Genomic DNA, 17,530 nt, shown 5'->3' on the forward strand with positions numbered 1-17,530 from the left:
CCCAGGATTTCCACACCGTGTCCCTCTCGGCGCCCGCCGACACGAGCGGGCAGGAGCTCGCCCGGGAACTGCTCCGGCACCTCGGTCCAGGTCACGAAGCCAGCGTGGACGGGGTCCCTCTGGAGCTGACGCGGGTGGGGCACCCGCCCCTGGACGACGGCGCCACGATCGTCCTGCGGGCCGCGGGCCCCGCTGATGGTGAGGGCAAGCTGACGGGCGCACGAGCGGATCCCCCGTGCTGCGAGGCAGGTTCCGGGCCGCATCCTGCGGACTCGGCGCATGCTGCGCCCCCTCGAGGTGAAGGGCATCCCGGGACCGGCCATCCCGGCACCCCAGAATCCCCCGCCGGCTCCGAGCGGACGGCGTGCCGCAACGGGCCCTCCACGGTGGCGTCCGAAAACGTCGCTCACCTCGTCGTCGTCGAGGGCGACGCCGTCGGGCTGAGGCTCCCGCTGCAGCGGGGCCGGTTCCGGCTCGAGCTGCTCGACGGCGTTCCCCGGCTGCTCCCGGTTCCACCCACCGACACCGGTGCCACGGACGGCTCGCGCCGCACAACGCTCGTCATGGACGGCTCCGGTCTGCGGCTTCTCCCCCGCGGGACCGTGCTCTCCCACGGGGACCGGGTGCGCGTGTCCGACGGTGAGCACGAGTCCTGGGCCCGGTGCATGTTCCCCCGGGATGTGGTGGCGCAGACCTGCTGGCCCGATCCGACGCTGCCCCCGCCGGGTTTCTCGGCGCAGGAGGCCGATCCGTCGCGCCCTCTTCGGCTGGAGCACCCGGGCCGGCACGCTGGCCGGATCGCCCTGGTGACCGGCCTGCTGCCGCTCGTGGCGGGCATCGGCATCGCCGTGGCCACCGGCTGGTGGTTCTTCCTCCTGTTCAGCGCACTCGGCGCGGCCACCTCGCTCGCGGGATGGGCCTCGGAACGGGGCGCCCGCCAGGAGCACCGGCACCGGGTGGCCGCCGCGCTCGACCGGGACCTGCGCCGCAGTGCCCACGCCGCACCGTCGTCCGCGGAGGTCGTGGAGCGGTGCGACGCGCTGCAAGGAGACCCTGCCACGCGCCAGGGACTCCACGTCCCGCTTCAGCCCTCGAACGGGCACGCCGCACCCCCTTCCGCACGCCACTCCCGCTGGGTGCGGCTTGGTCACGGGCCGCGAGCGGCGCAGCTCACGAGAGAACGCGGCACACCGCTCGCGAGTGTGAGCCACCGCCGCGCTCCCGTGCTCCTGGACCTCGCCGCCGTCCCCTCGCTCACCATCCAGCTGAACGGGCAACGGCTGCGCGGTGTCCTCGACTCCCTGGTGCTTCAGCTGTTCACCGGTCCGCAGGCCCTGCACGGCCTCGTTCTCTCCCCGGGGATCTCGTGGCATCCCCCGCTTGACCACGACGTCGTGCAGCCAGGTCCGAGACCCGCGTCCACGCGGGCCACGGAACCCGACCCGCCGTCCCTCACGACGCTCGAAGTCCTGACCCCGCAGGACGCGGGGGCATCGCCACCGGGGCCGGACGCGGTGCGGGTGGTCGTGGCGCGCGGGGGCCGTCCGGATGCAACGGCAGCCCTCCTCACGTCCCACGGTGCGCGGTACCGCCTCACGACCCCGGTGGACACCGCGGTCCCCGGTCTGTGCGCGGCAGAGCAGCGCGTCACCGTGGAGTTCTTGGCCGACACCGTGGCACGGGAGACCGCGGCGCGGGCCCTGGGAACCTGGAAGCGTGCGGTGGGGCGCGCCGGGACTGCTGGGGACCGTTCTCTCCCCCGGTTGCTGGGCACGCACGAGCTCCTGCGCGACGACGCACCGGGGCACGTTCCCGACAACCGCGCCCAACCGCGAGCGCCCGGCACCACCTCACTGCGCCTGAGCACCGCGATCGGGGTCTCTGGCACGGGGGCAGAGAGGATCGGTCTCGACGACGAGAACCCTCACCTGTTGATCGCCGGCACCACGGGGTGCGGCAAATCGGAGGTGCTGCGCACGCTCATCCTGGGGCTCGCGGCGGCCGCCCCTCCCGGTCGTCTCGAGTTCGTAATGGTTGACTTCAAGGGAGGCGCGGCCCTCGCGCCCCTGACGGCGCTGCCGCACCCCACCACGCTGCTCACCGATCTCGGCCCCGACGAGGTACGACGTGCGCTGGCCTTCCTGCGCTCGGAGCTGCAGCGCCGCGAGCGGGTCCTCGCCCGGTGCGGATTCGTGGACATGGCCCAGGCGCTTGAGCACGCTGGCCCGGACCCGGTGGTCCGGGAGCTCGTGGTCGTGGTGGACGAGGCCAAGATGCTCACGGACTCGTTCCCGCACGCCGCCGAGCAGCTGGCCGTGATCGCCGCGGTGGGCCGCTCCCTCGGCGTCCACCTGGTGCTCGCCACCCAGCGGCCCCAGGGGGCACTGCCCGCGGACGTCCGCGCCAACGTCACCCAGGCACTGTGCCTGCGGGTGCGCACGGAGCAGGAGTCGATGGACGTGCTCGGGACGTCCGCCGCCGCGGGCATCCCCGCCATCCCTGGGCGCGGGTTCCTGCACCGCGGCGACGGCAGCCCGGTGGCTGTGCAGTGCGCCGTGGCCACCCGCATGTCTCCACCGGCACCCGCACCGCTGACGATGCACTTCCATTCCCTGCACCGCCCGATGCAGACAGCGGCGGTCGACGGCGGCCATTCAGACCACACCGTGCAGGGCGTCGACGCCGCAGTGGCCGACATCCGCGCGGCGTGGGCGGGTCCCGTGGAACCGGACCCCGCGTCGCTGGCGGTACCGCTGCCCCTGCCCCGCACTGCCCGAACTGTGGAGCACGAGGGCACCGGCGTGGACCTCGGCCCCGGGGAGAACCCGGCCGAACACTGGTGCGGGCGGTCCACGTGGGAACCGTGGGCGGACGGACCACTGCTGTTGATCGGCCGGCCGTCCGTGGTGCGTGAGCCGTTTTCCGCGCTCGCCCGGCGCTGCGCGGACGCGGGTACGGGTGCGGCAGCGGCGTCGTCGGATCTCACGGCAAGCGCCCTCACCTCGCGAACCGGCGGAGGAAACCAGGCACCCGTGGTCTACCTCGTGACAGCGACCGGCACGGAGGTCCCTGGTCTCGCGAGCGCGGAGGGCTTGCCCCGGCACGGGGCGCTGCGCGGTTGGGCTCGGGCTGACCGGCCCGCGGACCTGGCACATCTGCTCGAGCGTCTGCGAGAGGCTCTCGACCGGACCGGGGCGGCAGCCGGGGAGAAACCACCGCGGGCAGTCCTGGCCGTCGACGACTGGGACCGCTGCAGCCAGATCCTCCGCTCAGGGGCGTGGTCGCACCTCGAGGACGAGCTGCTGGCACTCGTGGCCGTGGGTCCTGCACGCGGGCTCTCCGCCCTCGTCGCCGGCGACAGGGCGCTGCTCGCTGGGCGATCCGCGCAGCTGGGATCATGCCGTCTCTACTTCCCGGTGGGTCAGGCCCCGGAAGCCCTGCTGCAGTGGCCGCGCCTGCCACCGATGGCCCACCACGCCCTGCGCGCGGCCTACTTCGGGCCGGGTGCTGCCCGGTGCACCACTCCGGGCACCACCCAGCCGACGGACGGTTCGGCAGTCGTGCAGCTCGCGGTCGGCACCGCACCACTTCCCGGTCCCGGGTCACGCCCGTCACCGGTTCCCGCGTTCGCGTCAGCGGGGATCGACGCCTGGCCCCGTTCCTTCCCCCTGCCCGAGGCGTGGCAGCCGCCCGCGCGTGCCGTCCCGGGCCTGCTCCTGGGCGTCTCCCGGCACGGCGAGGTCGTCGTGCACCCGTGGGGGCCGGGCGCCACCCTCGTGGTGGCCGGACCCGCCCGTTCTGGACGCACCACGTTCCTCGACGGCGCCGCCGAACGCCTGTCGGAGTGCGAGAGAACCACACCGAGGGTCGTGGAAACGGCGACCACGCGGACCACTGCGGGGTCGCGAGCAGGCTCCGCCTGCACTGCGAACGGGCTCGGAGCCGCTGCGGACACCGGGCCCACCGCGCTGACCCCAAGCCATCGCGTCGTGCGGGCATTACCCAGGACGACGGCGGAGGTGGAGACCCTCCTGCGGCAAGCCCGCGCGATCCCCCGCCCTGTGACCATCGTGATCGACGACGCTGACGCCCTGCCCATCGAGGCGATTCGTGCCCTGGCGGCGGCGTGGGAGCCGCGGGTTTCCGCGCGGGAGGATTTCGGCCGGGCGGATTCCGAGCGGCCGGACGGGGAGGCGCAGGGCCCACCCGGGAGCCGACCGGGCCCGCGCCTGGTGCTCTCCGTGCACCTGAGCGACTCGCTGACATCCACGTTCCCGCCCCTGCTCTCGTGGCGGCACCGCGCGGATGCTCTCCTGCTCCGGCCCCGCCGCGCGTTCGACGGCGACCTGTTCGGAGCACCGCTCACGGGACAGCCCCTGGGCGGCCCAGCGGGCAGGGCATTCTGGGTGCACCGCGGTCTCGTCGAGCTGCTGCAGAGCCCGGCACCCGTGCCGCGTCCGTCTGGGGGGAGCGGTGCGTGAGCCCGCGGCGGAGCCGACGGGGTCAGCCGTACGGGATGGTTTCAGCACTTGCGGGCCACCCGACCGAGCGTTGTCCATCCGGGAACGGGTCCCGAGCGAGCGGCGCCACCGCCGCCGTGCCGCGTCGATTCAGCGGGCGGCATCATCGCGGGTCCGTTGCATCCACGCCGTGGTGGGCGGGGCGAAGAGGCACAGGATGGTCATGACGGGGACCGCCGCGATCAGGATTCCCCACCACCCCAGCGTCACCCGCAGGAGGGACATCGCCACGATCAGGAGGAACGCCTGCGACACGAGGACCGCGGCCCGCGGCCAGCGTCGGCCACCCCACGTGCCCCGGGCGGCCGCCGCGAGCCACAGGCTTCCCCCGGCCATCACGAGGGTTGCGAAGACGATGCCGCCCACAGGTAGGACGTGGACCGAGAACAGCGATGCGATCAGACCCACCGCGACGGCCAGCAGCGCCACCGCTTCCAGTGCCACGAGCACAGTCACCACCCCTGCCGTCCGCGGGCGGACCTCGGAGAGCTCCGGGGAGGGACGGGACGCCGGGCTGAGCATGAACAGGACCTTTCAATGGAAGAACGACACGTTCCACTCTAGTGACCGCCCGTGCCCCCCCCCCCCCCCCGATCCCCGTGCGGCTGGGGCGTGAGCAGAGGGCTGCGGGTGATCCGCGACAACCACCGCGCAACGCACATCCCGCCCACGCCCACGGGGAGGTCAGGCAGTCTCCACGGACCCTCGGTACGCGCGAGTAACCCGCATCTTTCCCACCTGTGATGTAGCGCTCACACTCTTGTTTCCGGTGTGTTTACGTGGGAAACTATCAAAAGATCCCAAAAGGCCCGATCCCCCGGGCCTTTTCTGTGTGCCCCTCCCCAGCACCCCCTGCCGCGACGGCCCGCCGCGCACTGCGGCACGTGCGCGGACCGGCACACCCGAACCTGAAAGGAGCGGTGTAGCCATCATGGATTGGCGTAGTCGCGCAGCCTGCCTCGAGAAAGACCCCGAACTTTTCTTCCCTGTCGGCAACACGGGCCCCGCCCTGCTGCAGATCGAGGAAGCGAAGTCCGTGTGCCGCACGTGCGAGGTCATGGACACCTGCCTGCAGTGGGCCCTGGAGTCCGGTCAGGATGCCGGCGTCTGGGGTGGCATGAGCGAGGACGAGCGTCGCGCGCTCAAGCGTCGTGCCGCCCGCGCCCGCCGCGCTTCCTGAGCAGCCACGCACCGGGGACCTGACGTCCCACACTCCGCGGCCCGCGCACCCTCTCGGAGAGAGACGTGCGCGGGCCGTCGGCGTGTCCGGGGCACCTCACCTGGTTCCTGCCCACTCCCCGGTGCGAACCCGCGCGCCCTCGCTCGGATGGAACTGGCGCGGCCGCTGCAGGGCAGCGCCGGGAGGTGATGGCCCCGCCGCGGCGGGCGCCCCACGTGTTCGACTCAGCGCCGCCCCGACGTCTGCTGGGGGAACCGCGCCGTGATGACCACCCTGGTCCCACCGGTTTCTCCAGGCTGCCACCTGATGCCGCCGCCCAGCTCGCTCGCCACGAGCGTGCGCACGATCTGCATCCCGAGCCCCTCCCCCTCGGCCGGAGGGCGGTATGCGTTCACTCCGGACTCCTCGATGACGGTGTCCCCCATGCCCCTGCCGTCGTCGTCGATCGTGATCTCCAGGACCCGGTGGGTGGTCCCCGCGGCGTCCACCTCGTCCTGCAGGTGCGCCACGCTCAGCTCCACGGTGCCGTTGCTGTCCCTGAGCCCGTGCTCCACCGCGTTCGCGACCAACTCGTTGACCACGAGCGCCACCGACGTCGCACTCTTGGACGGCAGCCGTCCGAACTCCCCGTGCACCTCGGTGCGCACGTGCTGGGAGGCGGAGGCCGTCTCCACGGCGAGCTTCACCTGGTGCCGGATGAGGTCGTCGAAGTCCACGTCCTCGGAGATCTCGTGTGAGAGGGATTCGTGCACCCGGGCGATCGAGCTGACACGGCGCATGGCCTGCTGCAGACCGTTCCTGCCCTCGGCGGAGTTCATGCGCCGCGACTGGAGCCGTAGCAGGGCGGAGACGGTTTGGAGGTTGTTCTTCACCCGGTGGTGGATCTCGCGGATCGTCGCGTCCTTGGAGACCAGCTGCAGGTCACGACGCCGCAGCTCGGTCACGTCGCGGCACAGCACGAGTGCACCCGCGCGCTCCGTGCCGCGACGCAACGGGAAGGCCCGCAACGAGGCCGAGGCCTTCACTGCCGAGAGCTCCGCGCGCCAGGGCATGGTCCCGGCCAGCACGGGGGCCAGGGTCTCGTCCACCCCCGGGGCGTTGAGGTGCAGCTGCCGAGCCGCGTGGAGCAGGTTCTGCCCCGTCAGGTCCCCCTGCAGGCCCAGCCTGCGGAACGTCGAGAGGCCGTTGGGCGAGCAGAACTCCACGACCCCGTCCGTGTCGAGACGGATCAGGCCGTCGCCCACCCGTGGCGCTCCACGCCTGGAGTCGATGCGCACGGCGAAGTCCGGCCACGTGCCCTCGTTGGCCATCCGCAGCAGGTCGCTCGCCGACTGCCGGTACACCAGCTCCATGTGGGAGGGCAGCCTGTCGTGGTGGGGTTCGGCCGTCAGGCTCACGACAGCGATCGTCCGGTTGTTTCGCACGAGCGGAACCAGGGTCACGGACCGCGGCGCGAGGCTGGACCACTCCGAGGGACCCACCTTCTCGATGCGCTGGTCGATCCACGCCCTGCGCAGGGTCCGCGCAACGTCCCCGCCAACGGTCTCTCCCACCATGTCCTTCTGGTACGCGGTGGGCCCGGTCGTGGGCCGGGCGTGGGCCAGCACGAGGAAATCGCTGTCCTCCGTAGGGATGGGCCGGCCCGTGGGACTCTGCGCGGCGGAGACCACCGAGCGGGGGAAGCACAGCAGCAGGTCTCCCACGCCGAGGTCTGCGACCATCTGCCAGTCGCCCACCAGCAGGTGCAGCCACTCGGCGTCCCCCGCATCGAAGTCCGGGACGCTTCGCAGGGGGTCCGTGAAGGACATGGCAGGCTCGCTTTCCGACCGTCAACCGCGGCGCAACCACGCGCCCATTCGACGCCCCAGCCTAGTCCCCCTGACGGTGGCCTGCGCTGCACCCGAGTCTTCCTCCGGGTGCTCCAGCACGCGCACGAGGGCGGCCAGCCCGACCCGCAGTGCGCTGCGCGGGGCCGTCTCCGCGAGCACCGCGCCGGCGAGCAGCGCGCCGTCGCACGCGGCCGGATCCCACGGAAGAGTGTGGGCCACGGGGTGGCCAGGCGAGAACCGGTCCCAGGCCTCCCGCACGGCCTCGCCCGCGGAGCGCCCCGCGGCCGCGGGGCGCAGCTTGTTCACCACCACCACGAGGCGGGCGGAGGGCGCGGCCTGCCAGAGGTCGGGCAACGCCTTCACGAGCCGGGGCACCCCCAGGGCGTCGGCGCCGCCGAGGGCGATCACCGTATCCGCCGCAGCGACTGCGCCGAGGGCCGCAGCGTTGCGGCGCGGGGCCAGGAAGTCCGTGCTGATCTCCTCGTCCGCCTCGAGGCACGAGGAGACGTCCACCACCACGAGCTGGTAGTCCAGCTGTGCCCGTTTGAGGACGCTCTCGAGCGCGGACCCTCGGATCTCCGGCCACCTGTCGTGACGGGTGATCCCGGTCAGCACGTCCATCGAGCCACCCGCCACTGAGACCGCCGTGACGCAGCGCCGAAGCCCCGCCTCGTCCATGCGGCCCTGGTCCGCCAGCCGGCAGGCCTGGGCGAGCCCGGCGGCCTCGTCCAGCATGCCGAGACTCGCTGCCACCGAGGCGGCGTAGGTGTCCGCGTCCACGAGCAGCACGCGCACGCCGAGGAGAGCGGCCTCCGCGGCGAGGTTCACGGCGGTCACGGTCCGGCCCGGGGAGCCGGCGGGGCCCCACACGGTCACGAGACCGCGGGCCCCAGAACCGACCTCGGCCGACCCGGGGGATGCGGACACGGCGTCAGCATCCGGCCGCCAGGTGTTCCCCCCGGACCGCAGGCCGAGCTCGTTCATCTCCGGACCAGCCGAGGTGGCGGCTCCAGCCCCCTCCGTGGGCTGTGCCGCTGACGGGGAATCCCCACGCGCCGAGGCGCTGCCACGTGCGTCGTCGGAACCGTCCGCCCGACCTGCGGCGCGGCCGCGTCCCTTCCCGCGAGCGCTCTTGCCGGGGGCCTTCCGCCCCGTGGCGTCGGACGAACCGCCGCCCGCACGGCCCACGGCCTTGCCGCGCTTGTCCCGGCCACCACCGACCGTGCCGGTCCCGGCCGTGCCCCCGCCGGCACTGCCCTTGTCGCCGCTGCGCCCCTGTCCCGCCGAACCTTCGGATCGACTCCCACGGGAACGGCTACCTCCGGCCGCACCGGGTTCGGCGGGTGCGAGTCTGGGATCAGGTGCGCCAGCGACGTCGTCGCGTGCTGGAGTACGGGCCGATGCGCCCTCCGCGTGGCGCGCCGCAGCGTCATCGTGGGCTGTGCCGTCGTCGTCTTCCGCCGCGGCCGCCGACGTCGCACCGACCGCCCGCGCGCCGGCCCCGTTCCCGGCGTGGCCGCTGGCTGGTCCTCGCACCGCCAGGCGGATCCGTTCCGCGAGGTCCTCGCCCGAGGCCGCCACGGCCACGCTGCCCACGCCGAGCCGGGACAGCCGTGAGCTGTCGTGCCCCTCGACCACGAGCACGCTCACGCCGTTGCCGCCGAGCTGCTCCAGCAGACTCCCTGTGAGCTCCTCGGCGCCCTCCGCGACGAGTGCCACGTCCGCCATCCCGGTGTGCGAGCAGGCAAGCAGCTCCGACAGGTCCATGCAGCGCCGCACCACCGTGACGTCTCCGTGCAGCCGTTCGAGCCGGTCCACCAGCTCCCACGTGCTGATCCCCAGGGTGGCTACGGAGATGCTCACGAGCCGCTCCCGGTGACGTCGAGCACCAGGGTGACCTTGGCGTCGTTGCCGAGGGCGTCCACCAGCGGGCCCACCTGCGCCTGGCGGACGAGCACGTGGACGGTGACGCCGCCCGTGCCGCCGAGCGCGGTGTCTGTGGTGTCCACCCGGGCAATCTCCGCGCCCGGAACGAGCCTCCTGGGCTCCTGGTACCCCCGACCCGTGGGCTTGGGCTGCGCCACCCACACGTCCACGTGGGAACCGGGCCCGGCCTGGGCGGGGACTGGTGTCTCGAGCTTGATGCCCACCGGGGTCCTGTCCAGCTCGTCGGCAGTGCCCAGCGAGGTGGCGGGGACCAGCTCTCCCTGCGCCACGCGCTGGGTCACCACGGTGTTCTCCTGCAGCTCCCGAGAGGCGGAAAGGTAGCGCTCGGACGCGTCCTGGAGGTGCGCGTCCACGGTGGTGAGGTCCTCTCGGGTGATCCGCTGCCCCACCGCGAGGTCCCCGGCGGCGGCGTAGTACGGCTGGCTCCTGTTGGCCGCGGCGACCAGAAGCACCACGCCCATCACGGAGACGAGCACCAGCAGCAGACCCACGAGCAGCCGCGGGTCACGCCAGGACGGTTTCCGGAACCTCGCCGCCGTGCTGGATGCCCGCCCCTGCGATGCCGAGCTGCCCATGTGCTCATCCTTTCCCCAGTGCCCGGCACCCACCGGATCCACCCGAGTGTGCCCCGCGCGGACGTGCGCTGGAAAGTGTGACGGGACACACTGTGGACAGAGATGTCCACGCCTCCATGCCCGGTCGATCCTGTTGATAGCCGGTCCCCACTCACCCCACGTGGGACAATGTCCGGTGAACTCCGATGATTCGACATCGAACAGCACCAAAGGAAGTGAGACAGGGCCGTGACGCAGCAACGATTCCTCACGCTCGCCGACGTCGCAGAGATCCTCTCCGTCTCCGTGGCACAGGCCCGCGCGATGGTGCGCTCCGGAGAGCTGCCGGCCATCCAGGTGGGGGGCCGCGGACAGTGGCGCGTGGAGAAGAGCAAGCTCGAGGAGTACATCCAGCAGGGTTACGAGCGCACGCAGACCGCGGTGCGCGAGGGCACCCTGCACTGAGCTCGGCCGAGATTCACAGCGCGTCCGACCCGGTGTCGAGCGAGGAGACCAGGGCGACCGCCGAGAATCCGACCGTGCGCACCGCTGTAACCGCGCGGCGTCGCCGGAACTCGTCCTCGGGGTGCACCGCCACGTCGAAGAAGTCCTGCCCCACCGCGTCCAGCGTGCCCTCCAGCTCACCCTGACCGGCTGGATCCTGCAGCAGCACGCGCACGTGAACCCGCGCCGTGCTCAGGGCCCGCAGCACGTGGCCCATGCCGAGTCTGCGGATCGTGGACCTCTCGGGCAGCACCTCGAAACGCCGCGGCAGCCCCTCCCACCACGCCACACTGTGCAGCGGAACCAGGTGCTGCAGATGGCGTTCCCGCACCACGACCCACCCCGCGCCAACATCCGCCAGGACGCCCTCCAGCGTGTCGCCCCGTGTGGGTCGCAACCGTACCGGGCGCTCCCTGTGCGCGGCCAGCCGCTCCAGCAGCGACAGCCGCGAGAGCTCCGCCCGCGCCGTCTCCACCGCCTCCTGCTCGACGGTGCGCACGTGCGCCTGCTCGAGCTGCGCCTCCATGTCCTCGAAGAGCTCGTCCCACCGCATGTCCAGCTCTGCCTCTCCGTGCCGATCCCTGCCCAGCTGCCACCCTCCGGGGCGGCGCCCCTGCAGGACCTGCGCTTCACCGTAGGGCACCGGGCGCTCGGGCCCCAGCCGCTCTCCCGTTCCGGCTCCATGCATTTGGTTCTTTGATTGACTCCCGAGTGAAACCTCTGAATGATCTAAAAATATCAAACGACATCAAACAACATCATCAGGAGTCCGACATGCCACGAGCAATGATCGAATCCTCCGCACCGTCACCGCGTGCGGCGCTCTGGCTCGTGGTTCCCCTCGCGGCTGCACCTCTGGGAGCCCTCGGATGGGTGCAGGCCGATCGCCTCCGTTCCGCGGGCGCCACCGACGACCCAACCCTGGCCGTCGCCGTGCTCGCCGCCGGGACGTGCCTGGCCGTGGCCGGGTGGTGGATCGGCGGACTGGCCATGCTTTACGTCGCCGCGGTCGCGAGACGGCTGCGCTGGGCCGGCCTGGAGCGCTGGGCCACTCGGCTCACCCCGGGCCTTGTCGCACGGACGACGGCGGCCGCCGTGGGCATCCAGCTCGCGGTCCTCGCTCCCGCCCACGCCGACGACGCCGCACTGGACCCGTTCTGGGGTTCCGCGGCCTCGGGCACGGAGCAGCTCGCAGCACCCGGCGAGCAGCCCAGCACCACGGATGCCACGGCGTCGGAACCCGACACCGCGACAGACCCTGACGCCCCGGAGAGCCCCGACCTGCCCGCTGACGGTTCGCCCACCGCCGGAAGGAGCAGGGCTGAGACGCCCGCCGCAGGCACGCCCTCGACCACGGATCTGCCGCTCGGCCAGAGCACAGACCAGGCTGACACGCGGGCAGGGGCGCCGCTCGGCACAACGAGTCCGACCACCAATCCTCCCGCCCGGGATCGCGTGGCGGACGGGGTCATCACCGTCATGGCCGGGGACACCCTCTGGGACCTCACGTCCCAGCTGCTGGGCCCAGACGTCTCGGACGCGCTCCTCCCCCAGAATTTCAGCGCCTGGTTGGAGCACAACGCCCTCGCCGAGCACGGGGACCTGATCCACCCCGGGGACCAGCTGCGCGTGCCACCGCACTTGCTGACAGCGCAGGCAGGACGAGGCTGAATCCGCAGACCGCACGCCGCGCAGCCCCGATGCGCCAGAGGCCCCATCGCACCAACCAGCAACCAGCAACCACGAACCACGAACCACGAACCACGAACCACGAACCACGAGGAGCACACCATGAGCGTCGCCGTTCCCGAATCCGCACCCCGCACTCCCGCGGGTGGCTACACCTGGCGGCAGGACCGTTCCGCCGCCGCGCTGACCGGCAAGAATGAGATGGAGCGCGTGGGAGCAATGGCGCGCAGTATCGGCCAGGCTGCCGTGGAGATCCTGGCGGGAACCCGTCCGGCCTCGCAGCTGTCCCGGTGGACGGAACCGGAGGTGGTCGAGCGCTTCACGCAGCGTGCGGCCATGCTGAAGCTCGTGCAGGAGCAGTGCCCCGAACGGCGTGCGGCATTCGACGTGCACCGCGCCTCCAGAATCCGTCGCGTGCGCGTGTGCAGTCCCGCCCCGGGGTGCTGGGAAGCCTCGCTCGTGGTCGAGGAGACCACCCGGGCACGCGCGGTGGCGCTGCGCATCGAGCGGATCAGCCGCCAGTGGCGGGTCACCCACCTCGAGGTCGGCTGAATGCTCCCGTGCTGGGAGCCATCGGCTCAGCGGCGCTTGCTGCGCCTGGTCCTGGCTGCGCCCTTGCCGGCCTTGGTGCGCCGCTGGGCCCGGTTCGTCCCGGAGTCTGCGTCCCCACCGGCCTCGCCGTCCGACGCCGCGGTAGCGGTAGCGGCGGAAGCCGCAGCCGAGGCGGTGGTCGACGAGGCCGACGACGCCGCCCGGGCCGCTCCGGCCTCGGAGCCGGGCGCCGGCTGCGCCTCGGCCTCGACCGCCGCGCGGGGCTCTCCGTCCTCGTCGGGAGCCGTGTACTGCAGGAACGCCGGGCGCTGCGGCGTGGTCAGCTCGACCGCCCCGCCAGTCTCACCGGTGCGCTGCCTGCGGACCTCGAGGTTGAAGAGCGTGACCACGGTCTGCTCACGGATGGCGGCCATCATGTCCTGGAACATGGCGTGGCCCTCGCGCTGGTACTCCACCAGGGGATCGCGCTGGGCCATGGCCCGCAGCCCGATGCCCTCCTTGAGATAGTCCATCTCGTACAGGTGCTCCGGCCAGCGCTGCCCGATGACCGACAGCAGCACCCGGCGCTCCAGGTTGCGCATGGCCTCGGAGCCCAGCTGCTCCTCACGCTCCTGGTAGCTGACCTTCGCATCCGAGAGGATCTGCTCCTGCAGGAAGTCCGCAGAGAGACGGGGAAGACCGCCGGCTTCCTCCACCACTTCCTGGTGCGTGATCGAGATCGGGTAGATGGCGCGCAGAGCGGTCCACAGCTCGTCCAGGTCCCAGTCCTCGGAGTGTCCCACGCGGGTGCGGTCGGTGATGGTGGAGGTGATGATCTCCTCGGTGAACTGCTCGATCTGCCCCTTGATGTCCTCGCCCATGAGGATCCGACGACGGTCGCGGTAGACCACCTCGCGCTGGCGGTTGAGCACGTCGTCGTACTTCAGCACGTTCTTGCGCTGCTCGGCATTGCGCCCCTCCACCTGGTTCTGGGCGTTGGCGATACCGGAGGTGATCAGGCGCCCGGTCACAGGGACGTCATCCGGGGCGATGGCCATCAGACGCTGGGCGGCACCCGGGTTGAACAGGCGCATGAGGTCGTCCGAGAGGGACAGGTAGAACCGGGACTCCCCGGGATCGCCCTGACGACCCGAGCGGCCGCGGAGCTGGTTGTCGATGCGGCGGGACTCGTGGCGCTCCGTGCCGAGCACGTACAGGCCGCCCGCCTCCAGGACGTCGTCGTGCTCGCTGCGGGTGGCGGCCTCGCACTGCTCGAGCACCGTGGGCCACTTCGCCTCGTACTTCTCGGCGTCTCGCTCCGGGTCCAGCCCCAGCTCGGCCATCTTCTCGACGGCGTTGAACTCGGCGTTGCCGCCCAGCATGATGTCCGTGCCGCGCCCGGCCATGTTCGTGGCGACCGTGACCGCGCCCTTGCGCCCGGCCTGGGCTACGATCGCGGCCTCACGGGCGTGGTTCTTGGCGTTGAGCACCTCGTGGCGCACCCCGCGCTTGGCGAGCAGCCGGGAAAGGTACTCGGACTTCTCCACAGAGGCCGTGCCCACGAGCACGGGCTGGCCCTTCTCGTGGCGCTCCTCGATGTCCCGCACCACAGCGGCGTACTTGGTGGCCTCGTTCTTGTAGACCACGTCCCGCTTGTCCTCGCGGGCGATGCCCCGGTGCGGCGGAATGGCGACGACGCCGATCTCGTACGTGTTCATGAACTCCGCCGCCTCGGTCTGGGCGGTGCCCGTCATGCCGGAGAGCTTGTCGTAGAGACGGAAGTAGTTCTGCAGGGTGATCGTGGCCATCGTCTGGTTCTCGGGCTTGATCTCCACACCCTCCTTGGCCTCGATGGCCTGGTGGACACCCTCGTTGTAGCGGCGACCGGCGAGCACACGACCGGTGTGCTCGTCCACGATCTTCACCTCGCCACCGGCCACGATGTAGTCCTTGTTGTTGCGGAACAGCTCCTTGGCCTTGATGGCGTTGTTCAGGAACCCGATCAGCGGCGTGTTCTGCGACTCGTAGAGGTTCTCGATCCCCAGCCAGTCCTCGACCTTCTCGATCCCGGGCTCGAGCACGCCCACGGTGCGTTTCTTCTCGTCCACCTCGTAGTCGGTCTCCGGGACGAGCTTCTTCACGACGGTCGCGAACTCGCGGTACCAGCGGTTCGCCTCCCCGGAGGCCGGCCCTGAGATGATCAGCGGGGTCCTGGCCTCGTCGATGAGGATGGAGTCCACCTCGTCCACGATCGCGAAGTTGTGTCCGCGCTGGACGAGCTCGTCCTTGCTCCAGGCCATGTTGTCGCGCAGGTAGTCGAAGCCGAACTCATTGTTCGTGCCGTAGGTGATGTCCGCGCTGTACTGCTCCCGGCGGGTGGCCGGGTCCTGTCCGCTGAGGATCACACCCGTCTCCAGCCCGAGGAAGCGGTAGACGCGGCCCATGAGGTTCGCCTGGTATTCGGCCAGGTAGTCGTTGACGGTCACTACGTGGACGCCCTTGCCAGTGAGCGCGTTGAGGTACGCGGGCAGGGTGGCCACGAGTGTCTTGCCCTCACCCGTCTTCATCTCGGCGATGTAGCCGAGGTGCAGCGCCGCACCGCCCATGATCTGGACATCGAAGTGGCGCTGGCCGAGCGTGCGGGAAGCCGCCTCTCGCACGGCCGCAAACGCCTCCGGAAGCAGCCGGTCGAGCGACTCGCCGCCCTCGATGCGCTCCCGGAACGAGTCCGTCTCGGCCCGCAGCTCGGCGTCGGAGAGCTCCCTGAAGCTGTCCTCGAGGCTGTTGACGGCGTCCGCATAAGTCCTCAGCCGCTTCAGGACACGCTTGTCCCCCGTGCGAAGGACTTTTTCCAGGAATGACGCCACGTGTGTTCGCTCCTCCGAGATCGGTGGTGGGCACCGGAGATGGGCTGGGGGTGCACCGCCGAACAGTGTACGTGAGTGAGGCTGGACGATTCCCGCGTGCTCGCGGGACGCACGCCGCCCGTGACCACGACCCGGGCCCCGCGACGTGGTCACGGGGCCCGGTGGTGGTGCGGGGTGCTCGGCGGTGATGCCCGGCGGGCGGATTCAGGGGGCAGTGGCGTCTGCCTGGTAGGCGACCTTCTCCTCGCCGGAGGCGCCGTCCGCGCTGAGGCTGATCACGCCGTACTCCCACCCCTTGCGGCGGTAGACGGCCGAGGGCTCCTGCGTGTCCTTGTCCACGAACAGGAAGAAGTCATGGCCCACGAGCTCCATCTGGTCCACGGCCTCGTCCACGGTGATCTCGTGTGCCGGGAAGCGCTTGCGGCGGATCTCCACGGGCGAGGGGGTGTCGCTCAGGACGAAATCGTCGTCGAACACCTCGTCCTCGGCGGCGGCCAGCTCCTGCTCGGAGCCGAACGTGGGCCCGGCATCGCTCGGCACCACGGGCAGGGAGCCCGTGGCCTCGTGGACGGCGACGGGGCGCTGGTGGCCTCCGCGGTGGATCTTGCGACGGTCACGCGCCCGGCGCAACTGCTCCATGAGCTTCGCGTAGGCCTCGTCGAATGCCGCAAACTTGTCGTCGTTGCGGGCCTCCGCGCGGACCACGGGACCGCGACCGACCACTGTGATCTCCACACGGATCCCCTGGCGCCCGGAACCAGGGTTGTCCTTGGTCACCTTGACCTCGATGGACTCCACCTTGTCGCCCAGCTGCTGGAACCGCTCGCTCTTGGACTCGACGTATTCCCGGAAACGGTCCGGCAGAGTGATGTTGCGACCCTTGATGTTCAGTTCCATGAGAACCTCCAGAGCTTGAGGACGGTGTGGGACCAGTGGCTCGCCCACGCGGGACACCTTTGATTCCCGTGATCCAACGCTAGATGAATCCGTGAGGAAATTCACTGACCGCCACCTCGGACGTCCATGCGTTCTCCTGGGGTGAACGCGGGACGCGGACCCCGGCGAGGGTCACAACAGCGGGCACGCACGCCCCGGCGGCCCGCAGCGCCCGCACGGCCTCGGCCGCCGTGGCACCCGTGGTGAGGACGTCGTCCACGACCACGCACACCGCGCCGCGCACTCCAGAGGCATGCATCGTTGCGCGCAGCGCTCGTTCCCGTTGGGCCCCGCCGCGCCCTTTCTGGCTCCCGGTGCCTCGTCCCCGCACCCGCCGGTGGGACACGGCGGCAGTGACACAGGTGCTCCGTGGCAGAGGGGCACCCCCGAGGATGCTCGCCACGGGATCAAGCCAGCGACGACGCCGCGCGCGGGCGCTCGTGGGCACCGGCACCCAGTACAGCGGCACCGTCCCCGGAGCCGCCGCCTCCCGGACGTCCCGCGCGGCCGCGGCCAGCACCGGGGCGAGCACGGCCGAGAGGACCGGGGCGAGGTCTGTGCGTCCACCGTTCTTGAACGCCAGGAGGCAGGAGGCGAGCTCGTGCTCGTACTCACCCGCCGTCCACACACGCACCCCTGCGGCGGCAAGCGGCGGAGGGGGCACCAGCGAACGGGGGCGCGCCGTGGCACGCCGGAGCACGATCCGGCACTCGCGGCACAGGGCCCTGCCCGGTTCTCCGCACACTGCACAGGTCACGGGCAGGACAAGTTCCAAGGCCTGGGCCCACCAGCCGCCGAACCGGGCGGCACGGGCGTCCCACGCCGCCCCGGGGCGGTGAGCCGGCCGTGGGGGCGGGCGGCGCGGCGTCGTCATCATGGGACCACTCCACACCGTGCGGCGGGCGGGCCACAGCGCGCAAGAGCCGTGGGGAGCGCAGACCGCACGGGCCCCGGGTGCGCCTCGCGGAGGGGG

At 71.5% G+C, this 17,530-nt stretch carries 13 protein-coding genes; 5 read left to right on the plus strand and 8 right to left on the minus strand.

The window, feature by feature from the left end; translation table 11 throughout:
- Positions 1-386: 386 nt before the first annotated feature.
- Positions 387-4,481 (plus strand): FtsK/SpoIIIE domain-containing protein, encoded by a 4,095-nt coding sequence (locus ABD264_RS03485; RefSeq protein WP_344204253.1) that lies wholly within the window; start codon positions 387-389, stop codon positions 4,479-4,481.
- A 129-nt stretch (positions 4,482-4,610) separates the two neighbouring features.
- On the opposite strand, the gene ABD264_RS03490 is transcribed toward ABD264_RS03485, so the two are convergent.
- Entirely contained in the window at positions 4,611-5,042 is a 432-nt protein-coding gene (locus tag ABD264_RS03490) for a hypothetical protein (RefSeq protein WP_344204256.1), read from the minus strand.
- Between the two features lie 409 nt (positions 5,043-5,451).
- Between ABD264_RS03490 and ABD264_RS03495 the strand changes: the two genes are divergently transcribed.
- Complete coding sequence (locus ABD264_RS03495) at positions 5,452-5,700, plus strand: WhiB family transcriptional regulator (protein ID WP_055084871.1); 249 nt, start codon at positions 5,452-5,454, stop codon at positions 5,698-5,700.
- A 224-nt stretch (positions 5,701-5,924) separates the two neighbouring features.
- Here ABD264_RS03495 and ABD264_RS03500 read toward each other — a convergent pair whose 3' ends face one another.
- Genes ABD264_RS03500 through ABD264_RS03510 form a run of 3 tightly spaced genes read right to left on the minus strand, consistent with a single transcriptional unit; the run spans position 5,925 to position 10,051 of the window.
- Positions 5,925-7,508: a sensor histidine kinase gene (locus ABD264_RS03500; RefSeq protein ID WP_144942133.1), complete on the minus strand. Its 1,584-nt coding sequence runs from the start codon at positions 7,506-7,508 to the stop codon at positions 5,925-5,927.
- Between the two features lie 21 nt (positions 7,509-7,529).
- On the minus strand, positions 7,530-9,392 hold the full coding sequence (locus ABD264_RS03505) for a CpaE/TadZ family protein (protein ID WP_344204261.1): 1,863 nt from the start codon (positions 9,390-9,392) through the stop codon (positions 7,530-7,532).
- A complete protein-coding gene (locus ABD264_RS03510; RefSeq protein ID WP_186367269.1) occupies positions 9,389-10,051 on the minus strand; it encodes a CpaB family protein in 663 nt (220 codons plus the stop codon). The genes ABD264_RS03505 and ABD264_RS03510 overlap by 4 nt, the downstream gene beginning before the upstream one ends.
- Before the next feature lie 228 nt (positions 10,052-10,279).
- Here ABD264_RS03510 and ABD264_RS03515 point away from each other — a divergent pair, with 228 nt between their 5' ends.
- On the plus strand, positions 10,280-10,495 hold the full coding sequence (locus ABD264_RS03515; RefSeq protein WP_290500417.1) for a helix-turn-helix domain-containing protein: 216 nt from the start codon (positions 10,280-10,282) through the stop codon (positions 10,493-10,495).
- Positions 10,496-10,508: 13 nt separating this feature from the next.
- On the opposite strand, the gene ABD264_RS03520 is transcribed toward ABD264_RS03515, so the two are convergent.
- Positions 10,509-11,222 carry a hypothetical protein gene (locus ABD264_RS03520; protein ID WP_244944691.1) on the minus strand — a complete coding sequence of 238 codons (714 nt, stop codon included), beginning with the start codon at positions 11,220-11,222 and terminating at the stop codon, positions 10,509-10,511.
- Between the two features lie 86 nt (positions 11,223-11,308).
- Between ABD264_RS03520 and ABD264_RS03525 the strand changes: the two genes are divergently transcribed.
- Both ABD264_RS03525 and ABD264_RS03530 read left to right on the plus strand, forming a co-directional pair.
- The gene (locus ABD264_RS03525) at positions 11,309-12,205 is read left to right on the plus strand and encodes a LysM peptidoglycan-binding domain-containing protein (RefSeq protein ID WP_344204265.1); all 897 of its coding nucleotides are present in this window, start codon (positions 11,309-11,311) and stop codon (positions 12,203-12,205) included.
- 120 nt (positions 12,206-12,325) lie between these two features.
- Positions 12,326-12,775 (plus strand): Rv3235 family protein, encoded by a 450-nt coding sequence (locus tag ABD264_RS03530; RefSeq protein WP_144942127.1) that lies wholly within the window; start codon positions 12,326-12,328, stop codon positions 12,773-12,775.
- A 26-nt stretch (positions 12,776-12,801) separates the two neighbouring features.
- Here the strand turns inward: ABD264_RS03530 and secA are convergent, their stop codons facing one another.
- The 3 genes from secA to ABD264_RS03545 form a co-directional block, all read right to left on the minus strand.
- A complete protein-coding gene (secA, locus tag ABD264_RS03535; RefSeq protein WP_344204267.1) occupies positions 12,802-15,621 on the minus strand; it encodes a preprotein translocase subunit SecA in 2,820 nt (939 codons plus the stop codon).
- A gap of 204 nt (positions 15,622-15,825) precedes the next feature.
- On the minus strand, positions 15,826-16,518 hold the full coding sequence (gene hpf, locus ABD264_RS03540) for a ribosome hibernation-promoting factor, HPF/YfiA family (RefSeq protein WP_290499670.1): 693 nt from the start codon (positions 16,516-16,518) through the stop codon (positions 15,826-15,828).
- Positions 16,519-16,597: 79 nt separating this feature from the next.
- Complete coding sequence (locus tag ABD264_RS03545; protein ID WP_344204271.1) at positions 16,598-17,434, minus strand: ComF family protein; 837 nt, start codon at positions 17,432-17,434, stop codon at positions 16,598-16,600.
- Positions 17,435-17,530 lie beyond the last annotated feature (96 nt).

It is taken from the genome of Kocuria salsicia (assembly GCF_039532055.1).
GTDB classification, from domain to species: Bacteria; Actinomycetota; Actinomycetes; order Actinomycetales; family Micrococcaceae; genus Kocuria; species Kocuria salsicia.

Coding starts and splice junctions, on each gene's coding strand:
- ABD264_RS03490 (WP_344204256.1), bottom strand. CDS start 5,042: ATGCTCAGCCCGGCGTCCCGTCCCTCCCCGGAGCTCTCCGAGGTCCGC.
- ABD264_RS03495 (WP_055084871.1), top strand. CDS start 5,452: ATGGATTGGCGTAGTCGCGCAGCCTGCCTCGAGAAAGACCCCGAACTT.
- ABD264_RS03500 (WP_144942133.1), bottom strand. CDS start 7,508: ATGTCCTTCACGGACCCCCTGCGAAGCGTCCCGGACTTCGATGCGGGG.
- ABD264_RS03510 (WP_186367269.1), bottom strand. CDS start 10,051: ATGGGCAGCTCGGCATCGCAGGGGCGGGCATCCAGCACGGCGGCGAGG.
- ABD264_RS03520 (WP_244944691.1), bottom strand. CDS start 11,222: ATGCATGGAGCCGGAACGGGAGAGCGGCTGGGGCCCGAGCGCCCGGTG.
- ABD264_RS03525 (WP_344204265.1), top strand. CDS start 11,309: ATGCCACGAGCAATGATCGAATCCTCCGCACCGTCACCGCGTGCGGCG.
- ABD264_RS03530 (WP_144942127.1), top strand. CDS start 12,326: ATGAGCGTCGCCGTTCCCGAATCCGCACCCCGCACTCCCGCGGGTGGC.
- hpf (WP_290499670.1), bottom strand. CDS start 16,518: ATGGAACTGAACATCAAGGGTCGCAACATCACTCTGCCGGACCGTTTC.
- ABD264_RS03545 (WP_344204271.1), bottom strand. CDS start 17,434: ATGATGACGACGCCGCGCCGCCCGCCCCCACGGCCGGCTCACCGCCCC.